We start from the raw sequence: 13,572 nt of genomic DNA, 5'->3' as shown, positions 1-13,572 counted from the left end.
CGCGGCACGTCTCGTGCCCGGTCTTCATCGTGGGGGTCTCCTTGCAGTTCCGCACCAGCCGTCCGCGTCTCGCCGCGGCCGTCACCGCCGTTCTCGCCGTCACCGCGCTCGGCGCGGGCACCCTCGGCACGGCACCCGCCGCCTTCGCGGCCACCTCGGAAGCCGCCCCGGCCGCCCCGGCCGCCGTCTCCGGCCTGCCGGTGCTGCCCGCGGGCGCGGCTCTCGTCGCCACGGGGCCGAGCGGCTTCCTCGCGCAGCTCGCCGACGAGCAGCTGCTGTGGACGCCGTACGCCGGCGGCACGGCGCAGCGGTTCGACGGCCGCCTGGGCTGGGCCTCGTCCGGCGACGTCGTCGCGGTCGGGCACGAGTACCCGATGAACCGCTTCACCCTGCACGACATGGCCTCCCCCACCGCCCGTGGGGTCACGATCGACCTGGCGGAGATCGGCGGCACCTTCCTCTCGGTGCTGGGCCGGAACAGTGTGCTGGCCGAGGTGGTCCTGGACGACCACACCGTCGAGCTGCACGTCGTGACCCAGGACGGCGGCGTGCTCCGGAGCGAGAAGATCTCCGGACTGCCGGCGAACGCCGGGTTCTTCCGGTCCTCCGCCCCCGTGCGGGACGGCTTCGCGGTCGTCTCCTACACGTCGGGCGACACCGCCGAGTACACCCCCGCCCGCGCCCTGGTCGACCTCGGCAAGAAGACCGTCGTCGCGCACCACGACGCCCCCGGCGACGACGGCAGCACCGCCGGCGGCCTGATGCTGTCCGCCTCCCACGTGGCCTGGCTGGAGGCCGGCTCCGGTGACGGCCGGCGGGTCGTCTCCGTCGACCGCGCGACGGGCGAGCGGAAGACGACCGTCCTCGGCCCCGGCCTGCACACCCGGGCCGCGCTGGCGGGCGACTGGCTGGTGTACGGCGCCGACGGCGAGCCCGCCACCGCCGTCTCGCTGACCGGCGCGGGGACCCGGCAGCTCACCACGACGCTGTCCGGCCTGGCCGCGGGCACCGACGGCAGCGTCGTGGCCGCCGGTTCGCGCGCCGAGGACGGCGCCGGGCTGTTCCGGATCACCGCGGCGGCGGGCGGCGTGCCCGTCGTCACCAAGGTCGCGGAGCTGGACACCTCGGTACCGCTCGCGATCGAGCAGGTCCACGTCCCCGACGGGGTGAACCTCGACCGGACCGGCGGCAAGGTGACGCTCGGCTGGGACCTGTCCCGCCCGGACGCCTTCCTCGACGTGACGCTGCACCACACGGTCACCGAGCAGACCTTCCACGCGCGCGTGCCCGCGCCCGAGACCGGCACCCGGTTCTCCTTCGTCTGGGACGGCACCCTCGACGACGGCACCGACGCCCCCAACGGCCGGTACGCGATCGAGGCCGAGGCGTCGCTCCTCGACGGCTCCGGTGAACCCGCCTACCAGGGCTGGCAGATGTACGTCAGCCGCGACGTCAACCCGCACGACTTCACCGGCAACGGCTCCACCGACGTCCTCGCCCGGGACGCCGCCGGCGTGCTGTGGCGCGACGACCTGCGCGACCGGCCGGTGAACGGGCAGGTCATGACCGCCCAGCGGAGCCGGATCGGCTCCGGGTGGAACACGTACAAGCACATCGAGGCCGTCGGGGACCTCGACGGCAGCCTGACCGGCGACCTCGTCGCGCTCGACGGCGCCGGGGTGCTCTGGTCGTACGCCGGGAAGGGCGACGGCACCTTCGGCACCCGTGTCCGCGTGGGCGGCGGCTGGGGGATCTACAACAAGCTCACCGGCGGGTCCGACCTCGACGGGGACGGGCGGTCCGACCTGCTCGCGACCGACGGCTCCGGGGTGCTGTGGTTCTACAAGGGCACCGGCGACCTCGCCAGGCCGTTCGCGACCCGGGTCCGCGTCGGCGGCGGCTGGGGCGTCTACAACCAGCTCGTCGCCACGGGGAACATCGCCGGCACCGCCGCCGGCGACCTCGTCGCGCGCGACACGAGCGGCGTCCTCTGGCTGTACCAGGGCACCGGCAAGGGCACCTTCCTCGCCCGCACCCGCATCGGCGGCGGCTGGAACGCCTTCAGCCAGCTCGTCGGCGCCGGGGACGTCGACGGCGACGGGCGGCCCGACCTGCTGGCCTACGGGGCCGGCGGCACGTCCGTCTACCACGCGAACGGCACGGTCACCGGCACCTTCACCCGCCTGAGCACCGCGGTGTTCACGGGCGAGGGCACCAAGTTCACCAGCGTCGCCTGACCGTCGCCCCCCTCTCTTCCTCGTCGTCTTCCTATCGAACGGGAGCACCGTGAACCACCGCATCACCGGGCGCCGGCTCGCCGCCGCCCTCGTCACCCTGACCACCGTCGGAGCGGTGACGGGCACCCTCGTCACCGCCCCGGCGGTGGCCGCCCCGGCCGCCGCGACCGCCACGGCCCGCTGCGAGCCGTCCGCGCCCGGGCTGCTGCCGGTCGGCGCCGAGGTCGTGTCCTCCGGCTCCTTCGGCTACGTCACGTCCTGCACGGACGAGAACGGCGAGCGGACGCTGACACTGCACAAGCCGGACGGCTCGACCGCCGTCTTCGGGAGCGAGACGAACGTCCACGACTCCTTCTCCGACTGGATGGTGACGCAGAACCAGGGCTACCTCACCCACTACAACCCCACGCAGGGGAAGTACGCCAACCACACCCTCACCGGCGAACTGGCCGGCGTCGCACACAACGTCGCCTACGAGAGCCGGACCGCCGAGTCCGGCGTGGGCCGCGAGCTGTGGCAGCTGGAGCACGTCAACGGCGTCGTCCGCAAGACGAAGCTCACCGACACCAACGGCAACCAGTTCAACAAGTACACCGAGACGGAGCACAAGGTCGTCGCGTCGGGCCGGAACGCCAGCGGCAACCTCGTCGCCCTCGTCCTCATCCGCGGCTACCGGCTCAGCAACCAGCAGCCCGACCCGTACACGACGCACCGCGTGGTCCTCGTGCCCACCGGGACGCCGATGGTCCAGGAGACCCCGGGCGGACCGGGCGGCGACTGGGACGCGTCGACGACGGGCGCGATCGGGGGGAAGTACCGCGCCTGGATCACCCACCCGGCGGGCGGCGGCGCGCAGCTCAGCGTGTACGGCCGTGCCCCCCTCACGCTCCCGCACGTGCCCGGGAAGGCCGTCCTCGCCGGGATCATCGGCGACACGGCCCTCTACGCCGCCCAGCGCGACCCGTTCGCGGGCCCCGAGGTCCTGACGCCGCTGTACGCGCTCGACCTGACGCAGGCGGCCCCGGCGCCGGTCAAGGTCATGGAGAACTTCTCCTCCGTCGCCCACCACGAGGACGGCAGCCTGCTGGTGCGCGGCGCGACGGGCACCGCCGACGGCCTGTTCAAGGTGACGGCGGACTGGGCGGGCAAGCCGGCCCTCTCGCTCGTCGCGGACACCGGCCGGGTCGTCGCCCTGAAGGTGACCCGCGCGTCCGTGCCCGCCTCGGTGAGCCTGGAGAAGCCGGGTACGAGCGTCCCGCTCTCCGTCGAGCTGTCCCGGCCCGACGCGCGCGTCACCCTGACGCTCACCCACACCCGCTCCGGCAAGAAGCTCGTCCGGGACCTGCCGCCGCTCGCCGACGGCGGCAGCGAGTTCGGGACGGCCTGGGACGGCGTCCTCGACGGCGTCAGCGCCCCGAACGGCGCCTATGCCTGGCAGGTCACCGCCACCTCCCAGGACGGGACCGCCACCGACACGCGGACCGGCACGCTCACCGTCACCCGCACCGCCAACCCGCACGACTACACCGACAACGGCTCCACCGACGTCCTCGCCCGGGACGCGGCGGGCGTGCTGTGGCGCGACGACCTGTACGACTGGCCGGTCAACGGCCAGGCGCAGTCGGCCCGCCGGACGCGGATCGGCTCCGGGTGGAACACGTACAAGCAGATCGAGGCGGCCGGGCAGATCGGCGGCGACAAGAACGGCGACCTCGTCGCCCTCGACACCACCGGCGTGCTGTGGACCTACCCGGGCAAGGGCGACGGCACCTTCGGGACGCGGGTGCGGGTCGGCGGCGGCTGGGGCGCGTACACCAAGCTCGCGGGCGGCTCGGACTGGCACACCCCGGACGCCGCGGCGGACCTGTTCGCCGTCGACACCGCGGGCTACCTCTGGTACTACCGCGGCACCGGCGACCTGGCGAAGCCGTACGCCCCCCGGATCCGGGTCGGCGGCGGCTGGGGCGCCTACAACCAGATCACGGCCCTCGGGAACGTCGCCGGCGACGCGGGCGGCGACCTGGTCGCCCGCGACAAGGACGGCGTGCTGTGGCTCTACAAGAGCAACGGCTACAGCTTCCAGGCGCGCCAGCGGATCGGCGGCGGCTGGAACGCGTTCTCCCAGCTCGTCGGCGCGGGCGACGTGGACGCGGACGGCCGTCCGGACCTGATCGCGTACGGCTCGGGCGGCACGTACGTCTACCGCTCGACGGGCTCGGCCACCGCGCCGTTCGCGCGCATGAAGACGTGGCTGTACCCGAACGAGGGCACGAAGTTCACGAACGTGTCCTGACGTCCGGAGCGGCGGGCGGGAGTCCCGCCGGCGGGCGGCGTGACGAACGGGGGAACCTGCTTCGAACTGCCGTACAACCCTGAACGACCTTCAGGAGTCCTGTGGTCGAGACGCACCGACGTCTCGACCACAGACTTCGGGAGGAATCCCCTTGAAGCACCTCCGCCCGGCCGGCCGCCGCCTCACCGTGGCCGTCGCCGTCGCACTCGCAGTGACGGCCGGGACGGCCGCCCCTTCGTTCGCCGCGCCGCCCGTCCCCATGGCCGCGTCCGCCACGGCGGGGCAGGCAGGGCCCTTCGTCCTCGGCACGGACGAGATTCTGACCGGCTCCGGAGCGAACGGTTTCATCACCGACACCGTGACCGACGACGGCACGGGCCGCGCCTTTCGGTGGCACCGGCTTGAGGACGGGGCGGTCATCCCTCTGCCCCAGGACGCCCTGCACTACCGGCCCGTCGCGGCCCCCGACAGCGACCGCGTCGCCGTGCAGATGGGCCGGAGCGTGTACCGGCTGCTGGACATGGCCGGCGCGTCCGTCGACATCGACACCAGCACCATCGGCACGAACGCGTACCTCTCGCAGCTCGCGGGGGACTCTCTCGTGCTGGTGCGGTACGACGGAACCCAGCGCGAGAGCCTGCATCTGGTCTCCAAGCCCGCCGACACGGTCGTCCACCGCCAGGTGTCGGGCCTTCCCGCCGATGCGGACATCTACAGGAGCGCGTACTCCGCCTCCGGCGTTCTCGCCGTCCAGTACAGAGGTACGGTCGGCGGCGTGACCGGGCAGCGCCTGGCCGTCGTGGACCTCGCGACCGCGAAGGTCGTGGAGGACCGCGCCGTGCCCCGCTTCTCCCCCAACGGGAGCATCGCGGTGTCGGCCACCCACCTGGCCTGGCCCGAATCGGACTCCCAGAACAACGTGACCCTGGTGGCGGTCCGCCGGGGCACCACGCAGACCACACGGCACGCGGTCCCGGCCGGCGGGTCCCCCGTGCGCGTCTCCCTGCTGAGCGACTGGGCCGTGTACGGCCTTCCCGGGAAGGAGCTCTCGGCCGTCTCCCTCCAGGACGGGACGACCGTCAGCGGCTTCCTCGCCTCCGCCACGGGATGGCTGTTCGGCGCCGGCGACGGCTTGCTGGCGCAGGGCAGCACTCCGGAGGGCGGCAAGGGCGTCTACCGGATCGCACCCGGCGTGGACGGACGGCCGACGGCGACCCTGCTGGCCACCAACGGAGCGACCACGCCGACCACCGTCCTGACCGAACAGGTGCCGGCCGCCGCCGACTTCCGGCGCGCCGGCGCCAAGGCGGTGCTGCGGTGGACGTACGGCCGCAGCGACGTGTGGGTGAGCCTCCAGGTGACCCACACGAAGTCGGGCAGGAGCTGGTCCCAGGGCCGGACACTCAAGGGCACCCAGACCGAGGCGGCGTTCGACTGGGACGGGACGTTCGGCGGCTGGGACGCCCAGGCCCGCCCCTTGGCCTACACCGGGACGGCCACGTACAACGGGGCCTATACCTGGGAGATGACCGTCGAATCGATGAGCGGGGTCGGCGGCAAGGTCGTGCGGACCGGCACCCTGACCGTCGACAGCGGCACCGCCGCGCACGACTACTCCGACAGCGGCTCGCCCGACCTGCTCCTCCGCGACGGTTCGGGCCACCTCGCCTCGTACGACGTACGGCAGTTCGTCGAGGGGCCCCACCGGGACTGGGAGCGGACCGAGCGGGGCGGCGGCTGGTACGTGTACGACCGGATGCTGTCCGCCGGGAACCTCGACGCGAGCCCGTACTCCGACGTCGTCGCCCGCCGCAAGGACACCGGCGACCTGTGGCTGTACCCGGGCACCGGCCACGCGCTCGGCAAGCCCCTCCGGGTCGGCGGCGGCTGGAACGCGTACGACAAGCTCGCGGCCGGCTTCGACCTGACCGGCGACGGGCGTCCCGACCTCGTCGCCACCGACAAGGCCGGCGTCCTGTGGCTGTACAAGGCGACCGGCACCGCCGCCAAGCCGTTCGCGCCCCGCGTCCGGATCGGCGGCGGGTGGAACACGTACGACCTCCTCAACGCCCCCGGCGACCTCGGCGGCGCGAAGGCCGGCGACCTGCTCGCCCGCGACCGGGACGGCGTCCTGTGGCTGTACCTCGGCAAGGGCGACGGCACCTTCGCGCCGCGCGTCCGGGTCGGCGGCGGCTGGGGCACCTACGACCAGATCGTCAACATCGGCGACGTCGACCGCGACGGCCGGGCCGACCTGCTCGCCGAGGACGGCACGCAGCAAGACCCCTGGCTCAGCGTCTACAAGGGCACGGGCGACTGGAAGGCCCCCTTCAAGGCCCGCCACCTGATCGGCATCCCGCCGTACGCCTCCCCGTACGGCACCCGCCCCGTCCTCTTCTGATCCCTCCACCACGCCTCACCACCCCCGGAGCAGTCCATGAGATCCACCCCCCGCCGCCTCGCCGCGGCCACCCTCGTCGCCCTCGCCGTCACCGCCGGAGTGCTGACCGCCCCGGCGGTGGCCGCCGGGGCGCCGGTCGCCGTGGCGGCAGGCGAGGCCACCGCCGTCGAGCAGGAGGTCCCGGTGATCCGGGACGGCGGGACGCTGTACGCCGCCGGGCCGTCCGGGTTCCTGACGTGGCACTCCGCCGACGGCGTCAGCTCGTCCGTCTGGACCCGGTACGCCGACGGCTCCACCACCGCCCTGCCGCACGGCACCGGCCCGTACCGGCACCTCCGGGGCACCGACGTGGTCGTCAAGGTCGACGGGCTGGTGCACACCTTCCGCGACATGGGGACGGCCGCCGAGCCCGTCGTCATGGACCTCGCCGCGCTCGGCGCGGGCTACCAGGCCGGGTACCCGGTCGGCCCGGCCTCCCTGGTGACGGTGCGGGCGAACCCGTCCGGCGGCGAGGAACTGCACCTCGTGACCGCGACGGCGGACGGGCTGCGCGCCGACCCGGTCACCGGCCTGCCCGCCGGGGCGGACATCACCTCCTTCTCCACGCCCGCCCCCGGCACCGTCCTGGTGCGGTACACGGACCCCGCCGACACCACCGCCACCTCCCGCATCGCCCTCGTCGACACCGCGCGGGCCGAGCGGGTCGTGGACGTGGCGCCCGCCCACCCGGCCGTCTCCGTCGCCGCCTCCGCGACCCACCTCGCCTGGGTCGAGCAGCCGTCCAGCTCCACGGCCACCGTCGTCGTCATGCCCCGGGGCGGCACCCCGGCCGGCGCCCTGCGCATCCCCCTGACGAAGGCGACGGGCGTGTCGGTCAGGCTGATCGACGGGTGGGTGCTCTACGGCATGGGCGGTCATGACAAGTCGTACTCGACCCCGAACCCGCTGTACGGCCTCACCGCCCGCTCCCTGACCGGCGCGACGACGCTCAAGGTCCTCGACACGTACACGGCGTCCGCGCCCGGCCCGGACGGCACCGCGCTCGTGCAGGGCGGCACCCTCGCCGCCGGCGAGGGCATGTACCGGATCGCCCCGGGAGCGGACGGCGTGCCGGCGGCACGGCAGGTGGCGAGCACCGGCCGGCCCACCGCGGTGACGCTGCTGGGCAGCGACCTCCCGGCCGTCATGAACCTCGACAACCGGCACCCGGTGCCCCTGACCTGGCGCCTCAGCAACACCCACGTCGTCGCCACCGCCACCCTCACCCACGTGGCGAGCGGGTGGTCCCGGACGCTGAAGCTCTGGGCCGACGCCAACGGCACCGCCGAGAGTTACTGGAACGGCGAGTTCGACACCGACGTGCCCGGCCCCAACGGTGCCTACACCTGGCGTCTGACCGCCAAGCCGCACAACGGGATCGGCCCGGCCCTCGACACGACCGGCACCTTCCGCATGCAGCGCCCCGTCGTCCCGCACGACTTCGACGACAACGGGCTCCCCGACGTCCTGTCCCTCTCCGAGACCGGCGGGTTCTACCGGAACACCGTCGTCTACATCGGCTCCTCCTGGGACGCCGCCAGCAACCGCAGCTCCCTCTCCGTCCTGGGCAGCGGCTGGAACGTGTACGACCGGATCGTCCCCACCGCGAACGTCGGCGGCGCGGCCCACGCCGACATCCTGACCCGCGACCGCACCGGCGTCCTCTGGCTCCACCAGGGCAACGGCACGGGCCTGGCCCACCGCGTCAAGGTCGGCGGAGGCTGGCAGATCTACGACCAGCTCACCAGCGCCGCCGACCTCACCGGCGACGGCCGCACCGACCTGGTCGCCACCGACAAGACCGGCGTCCTGTGGCTGTACAAGGGCACCGGCAACGCCACCGCCCCGTTCGCCGCGCGCACCCGCGTCGGCGGCGGCTGGAACACCTACGACAAGATCGCGGCCGTCGGCAACCTCGGCGGCGCCCCCGCCGGCGACCTCGTCGCCCGCGACCGCGACGGCGTCCTGTGGCTCTACCTCGGCAAGGGCGACGGCACCTTCGCCGCCCGCACCCGCATCGGCGGCGGCTGGAAGGGCTTCACCCAGATCATCGACGTCGGCGACCAGAACCGCGACGGCCGCGTCGACCTCATGGCGGTCGACGGGACCGGCCCCGCCCTCTACCGCGGCACCGGCGACTGGAAGCGGCCCCTGGCGGCCCGCAACGACATGCACGACTACTACCTGGGGAGCGGCACCTACTACTGACGCACGGCCGGGGCCAGCGGGACGGTCGCCCAGACCGTCTTGCCGACGTGACGGTCCTTGACGCCCCAGGTGGTGGCGAGGGTGGCTACGAGGAGGAGTCCGTAGCCGCCCTCGTCGGGCTCCCGGCACGGTAACGGCCGGCTCTCGCCCCGCGCGTCGGACAGCTCGACCGTCACGTGGTCGCCGGTGTACCCCATGCGCAGCTCGAAGTCCCGGCCCGGGACCCGGCCGTGCTGGACCGCGTTGTTCGCCAGCTCGGCCACCACCAGCTCCGCCGCCTCCGCCGCGGCCCCCGTGACGCCCCAGTCCCGCAACTGGTGCGCCGCGAGGAGGCGGGCCAGCCGCGCGCCCCGGGGCGTGGGGCTCAGGCGCAGCGCGAACTCCGGCGTGCGCTCACTTCTTGGAGTGGAGATTTCCGGCTTCATGCCTTCGAGGGTGGCGCCCCGGCCGTACGCTGACCAGCAGCGACGCCACGACGCTGGGTAACTGTACGGGTACGCCAAGAGGGCGGTACGGATGTCGGGGAACAAAGAGGAGCGGCCGGAGAAGCCCTCCGAAGTGGACGGTACGACGCACCTGTTCAAGGCGCTGGGGAAGATCCTCAAGGTGCTGCGCATGAACGCGGGGATGAGCCAGGCGCAGCTGGCTTCGGCTACGCATTGCAGCGAGGACCTTGTCTCGGCGATGGAGCGGGGGGTGCGGACGCTGCAGCCGGAGTTTCTGCTGCGGGCGGAGACGGTGCTGAACGCGGGCGGCGTGCTGGCGGCGGCCGTTCAAGACACGGAGGAGGCGCTGGCCCGGGCGCGGGTACGGCACCCGGATTGGTTCCAGAGCTTCGCGAAGGAGGAGGCGCGGGCGCTGGCGGCGCACTATTACGAGGTGCAGGCGGTGCCGGGCATCCTCCAGACGCCCGCATATGCGCGCTCGTTGTTCGAGCACCGCCGTCCGATGTTGGACGAGGAAACGATCGAGAGGCGGATCGCCGACCGCATCTCGCGGCAGGCGCTCTTTGAGAGATGGCCGGCGCCAACGATTACCTTCGTGCTGGAGGCGGCGGTCTTGCTCCGCCCCTTCGGCGGTCGACAAGTGCACCGGGAACAGCTGCAGCGCATCCTTGAGGTGGGCCAGCGCCGAACTGTAGAGCTCCAGGTTTTGATGCTCGACAGAGACGATCACCCCTACCTGGGCGGTGCTTTCACCCTGCTGACGCCACCAGGGCGGCGGGAGGTCGCGTACACCGAAATCTACGGCCACGCACGGCTGATCACCGATCCGGAAGAGGTTCGCCAGCACTCTGAGCGTTATGGAATCCTGCGCTCACAGGCGCTCTCCAAACGGGAGTCCCTGACCTGGATCGAGAAACTGCTGGGAGAACGATGAGCACCGCGGATCTGGCCTGGTTCAAGAGCAGCTACAGCGACGCCTCCGGCGGTAACTGCATCGAGGTCGCCTACGACTGGCGCAAGTCCAGCTACAGCGGCGGCGAAGGCGGCGAGTGCGTCGAGGTCGCCGCTCACCCCTCCACCGTCCACGTCCGTGACTCCAAGGTTCCCGACGGCCCGCAGCTCGCCCTCTCCCCCGCCGCCTGGGCAGCGTTCGTCGCGGGGGCGTCCCGGGCCTGAACGACGGAAGCGCCCGGCCCCAGGAGGGGCCGGGCGGTTCGTCGCGTCAGATGAGGTGGCTCATGCCGTTCCAGCCCTGGCCGATCTTGACGCCGGGCTTGAGGCTGTTGCTCATGCTGGCGTAGTGGTACAGGTCGCCGGTGCTCGCGATGGTGGCGACGACGTCGGCGCGGCCGTCGCTGTCGATGTCGGCGAGGGTGAGCTTGCCGATGCCGCCCCAGTTCTGGCCGATCTGGATCGCCGGGGCCACGCCTGTGGACGTACCGACGTACAGGTTCAGGTTGGCGGTGGCGTCGACCTGGGCGACCAGGTCCGCGCGGCCGTCGCCGTTGAAGTCGCCGGCGGCGAGCTTCGACATGCCGGACCAGCCGGTGCCGATCTGCTTGGTGTACGTGACGTCGGTGCCGGTGCCGGAGTAGAGGCGGAGGCTCGCGTCGTCCTTGCGGACGGCGGCGATGTCGGCCTTGCCGTCGCCCGTGAAGTCACCGGCGACGAAGTCGTCCATCGCGTTCCAGCCGGTGCCGATGACGGTGTGCGATTTGAAGCCGCCGCCGCCGTTGCCGAGGTAGAGGTGCAGTTCGCCGGTGGCGGCCTCGCGGGAGACGAGGTCGGCGTCGCCGTCGTTGTTGAAGTCGGCGGCCTTGACCTTGTCCATGGCGCCCCAGCCGGCGCCGACCTCGCTGGAGGCGAACTGGCCGTCGCCGTTGCCGGCGTAGAGGCGGAGCTTGTGGTCGGCGGCGCTGACGCTCAGCAGGTCGTCGTTGCCGTCGCCGGTGAAGTCGTGGTCGCGGGGGACGACCGGCTGCGCGGGGTACGGGTCCTGGTGGTCCGAGCCGAGGCCGGCCCGGGGGCCGCAGGTGGGCCAGGCGCCTTCGCCCTGGGAGGCGAGGACCTTCTCGGCGACGAGGATCTGCTCCATCTTGGACGCCTGGTGGGGGTAGGCGGCGTAGGTGCCGCCGCCGTACGCGTCCCAGGTGGACTTCAGGAACTGGAGGCCGCCGTAGAAGCCGTTGCCGGTGTTGATGGACCAGTTCCCGCCGGACTCGCACTGGGCGACCTTGTCCCAGGTGGCGACGGACGCGGCGGAGGCGGGGGACGCGGCGGTGAGGGGGAGCAGGGCGGCGAGGGCGGTGGCGGCGAGGAGGGGGAGGGCGGTGCGGCGCGGGGCGTGCGAGGGCATGGCGGGCTGACCTTCGTGTCGGAGGGGGAAGTCGGTCGGTGAGGGGCCCGTTCCTGGGGGAACGGGCCCCGGTGGGCACCGCTTAGATGAGGTGGTTCATGCCGCCCCAGCCCTGGCCGACCTTCACGCCCGCCTTGAGGCTGTTGCTCTGGCTCTTGTAGAGGTAGAGGTCGCCGGTGCTGGCGATGGTGGCGACGACGTCGGCGCGGCCGTCGCTGTCGATGTCGGCGAGGGTGAGCTTGCCGATGCCGCCCCAGTTCTGGCCGATCTGGATCGCGGGGGCCACACCCGTGGTCGTACCGACGTACAGGTTGAGGTTGGCGGTGGCGTCGACCTGGGCGACGAGGTCGGCGCGGCCGTCGCCGTTGAAGTCGCCGGCGGCGAGCTTGGACATGCCGGACCAGCCGGAGCCGATCTGCTTGTCGTAGAAGACGTCCGTGCCGGTGCCGGCGTAGAGGCGGAGGGTGGCGTCGTCCTTGCGGACGGCCGCGATGTCGGCCTTGCCGTCGCCGGTGAAGTCGCCGGCGACGAAGTCGTCCATGGCGTTCCAGCCGGTGCCGATGACGGTGCGGGACTTGAAGCCGCCGTTGCCGTTGCCGAGGTAGAGGTGCAGTTCGCCGGTGGCGGCCTCGCGGGCCACCAGGTCGCCGTCGCCGTCGTTGTTGAAGTCGGCGGCCTTGACCTTGTCCATGGCGCCCCAGCCCGGGCCGACCTCGTGCGAGGCGAAGTCGCCGTCGCCGTTGCCGGCGTACATGCGCAGCTTGCCGTCGCTCGCGCTCACGCCGAGGAGGTCGTCGTTGCGGTCGCTGGTGAAGTCGCGGTCGCCCTTGCTGTACGAGGCCGGGGTCGCGCCGACCGGGGAGACGTAGGCGCTGATCCGCTGGCCGATGCCGCTCGGGGTGTCGCCGACCTGCTTCTGCGAGGCGCTGACCGGGACGTCGGCGACGCGGTCGCTCCAGTTGCCGTGGGTGGTGAGGATCGAGCCGTCCGCGTTGACGGCGGTGACCATGCCGACGTGCTGGGCCCAGCCGCCCGAGTAGTTGAAGACGACGGCGTCGCCGACCTGCGGCTGGTACGAGGACGAGGTGTGCAGGGTGCCGTTGGCCTGGCCGTAGGAGTAGAAGGACGAGGCGGCGGCGGTCGTGCCGTTGACGTTGAAGTCGGAGTTCTTCCAGACCCACTTCACGAAGTCCGCGCACCAGGGTTCCGCCTCGGTGCCGGTGGAGGTGTTGCAGCTGGTCAGGAAGCCGGTGCCGCCGAGGGAGTTGGTGGAGCAGGCGTGGTCGCCGAGCTGGGCCCGGGCCAGGGCGGCGGCCTGGGCGGTGGTGTCGGCGAAGGCCGGCGAGACGGCGAGGCTCACGGTGCAGCCCATGGCGGCGAGGATGACGCCGGTGGCGGAGACGGTACGACGGGCGCGAAAAGACATGGACATGTCAGATCCTTGAAGGGTCGGTACTGCCGAGAGGTGGTCGAGGGGGGCCGCGCGGGGCGCCGGCGCCGGTGGGTGGGGCGGTTGCCGTGCCGGTCGCTGTGCCGGCGTCGGTTGCTGCGCCGGGTCCTGCGCCGGTGCCGGTCGCTGCTCCTGCGACTGC

9 protein-coding genes are annotated in these 13,572 nt (G+C 72.7%); 6 read left to right on the top strand and 3 right to left on the bottom strand.

Going from position 1 to position 13,572, the window contains the following annotated elements; translation table 11 throughout:
• Positions 1-29 precede the first annotated feature (29 nt).
• The 4 genes from ACFVQZ_RS07705 to ACFVQZ_RS07690 all read left to right on the top strand — a co-directional run bounded on the left by ACFVQZ_RS07705 (position 30) and on the right by ACFVQZ_RS07690 (position 9,178).
• Positions 30-2,237 (top strand): FG-GAP-like repeat-containing protein, encoded by a 2,208-nt coding sequence (locus tag ACFVQZ_RS07705; protein ID WP_383620406.1) that lies wholly within the window; start codon positions 30-32, stop codon positions 2,235-2,237.
• Between the two features lie 49 nt (positions 2,238-2,286).
• Positions 2,287-4,530, top strand: a complete 2,244-nt coding sequence (locus ACFVQZ_RS07700; protein ID WP_383620404.1) for a hypothetical protein — start codon at positions 2,287-2,289, stop codon at positions 4,528-4,530.
• A 151-nt stretch (positions 4,531-4,681) separates the two neighbouring features.
• Positions 4,682-6,931: an FG-GAP repeat domain-containing protein gene (locus ACFVQZ_RS07695; RefSeq protein ID WP_383620403.1), complete on the top strand. Its 2,250-nt coding sequence runs from the start codon at positions 4,682-4,684 to the stop codon at positions 6,929-6,931.
• A gap of 36 nt (positions 6,932-6,967) precedes the next feature.
• Positions 6,968-9,178 carry an FG-GAP repeat domain-containing protein gene (locus ACFVQZ_RS07690; protein ID WP_383620402.1) on the top strand — a complete coding sequence of 737 codons (2,211 nt, stop codon included), beginning with the start codon at positions 6,968-6,970 and terminating at the stop codon, positions 9,176-9,178.
• On the opposite strand, the gene ACFVQZ_RS07685 is transcribed toward ACFVQZ_RS07690, so the two are convergent.
• Positions 9,172-9,603, bottom strand: coding sequence for an ATP-binding protein (locus tag ACFVQZ_RS07685; RefSeq protein WP_383620401.1), 432 nt, complete (start codon positions 9,601-9,603; stop codon positions 9,172-9,174). The genes ACFVQZ_RS07690 and ACFVQZ_RS07685 overlap by 7 nt on opposite strands.
• 91 nt (positions 9,604-9,694) lie before the next feature.
• Here ACFVQZ_RS07685 and ACFVQZ_RS07680 point away from each other — a divergent pair, with 91 nt between their 5' ends.
• Both ACFVQZ_RS07680 and ACFVQZ_RS07675 read left to right on the top strand, forming a co-directional pair.
• Entirely contained in the window at positions 9,695-10,558 is an 864-nt protein-coding gene (locus tag ACFVQZ_RS07680; protein ID WP_383620399.1) for a Scr1 family TA system antitoxin-like transcriptional regulator, read from the top strand.
• Positions 10,555-10,800, top strand: coding sequence for a DUF397 domain-containing protein (locus tag ACFVQZ_RS07675; protein WP_383620397.1), 246 nt, complete (start codon positions 10,555-10,557; stop codon positions 10,798-10,800). Before ACFVQZ_RS07680 ends, ACFVQZ_RS07675 begins: the two co-directional genes overlap by 4 nt.
• Positions 10,801-10,846: 46 nt before the next feature.
• Here ACFVQZ_RS07675 and ACFVQZ_RS07670 read toward each other — a convergent pair whose 3' ends face one another.
• Together ACFVQZ_RS07670 and ACFVQZ_RS07665 are read right to left on the bottom strand one after the other, a co-directional pair.
• On the bottom strand, positions 10,847-11,980 hold the full coding sequence (locus ACFVQZ_RS07670; protein ID WP_383620395.1) for an FG-GAP-like repeat-containing protein: 1,134 nt from the start codon (positions 11,978-11,980) through the stop codon (positions 10,847-10,849).
• 82 nt (positions 11,981-12,062) lie between these two features.
• A complete protein-coding gene (locus ACFVQZ_RS07665) occupies positions 12,063-13,412 on the bottom strand; it encodes an FG-GAP-like repeat-containing protein (RefSeq protein WP_051787817.1) in 1,350 nt (449 codons plus the stop codon).
• Between the last annotated feature and the right edge of the window lie 160 nt (positions 13,413-13,572).

This window comes from Streptomyces sp. NPDC057854 (genome assembly GCF_042797055.1).
Classification (GTDB): Bacteria; Actinomycetota; Actinomycetes; order Streptomycetales; family Streptomycetaceae; genus Streptomyces.
This window is presented reverse-complemented; position numbering and strand designations above follow the sequence as displayed.

Coding starts and splice junctions, on each gene's coding strand:
- ACFVQZ_RS07665 (WP_051787817.1), bottom strand. CDS start 13,412: ATGTCCATGTCTTTTCGCGCCCGTCGTACCGTCTCCGCCACCGGCGTC.
- ACFVQZ_RS07675 (WP_383620397.1), top strand. CDS start 10,555: ATGAGCACCGCGGATCTGGCCTGGTTCAAGAGCAGCTACAGCGACGCC.
- ACFVQZ_RS07690 (WP_383620402.1), top strand. CDS start 6,968: ATGAGATCCACCCCCCGCCGCCTCGCCGCGGCCACCCTCGTCGCCCTC.
- ACFVQZ_RS07680 (WP_383620399.1), top strand. CDS start 9,695: ATGTCGGGGAACAAAGAGGAGCGGCCGGAGAAGCCCTCCGAAGTGGAC.
- ACFVQZ_RS07685 (WP_383620401.1), bottom strand. CDS start 9,603: ATGAAGCCGGAAATCTCCACTCCAAGAAGTGAGCGCACGCCGGAGTTC.
- ACFVQZ_RS07670 (WP_383620395.1), bottom strand. CDS start 11,980: ATGCCCTCGCACGCCCCGCGCCGCACCGCCCTCCCCCTCCTCGCCGCC.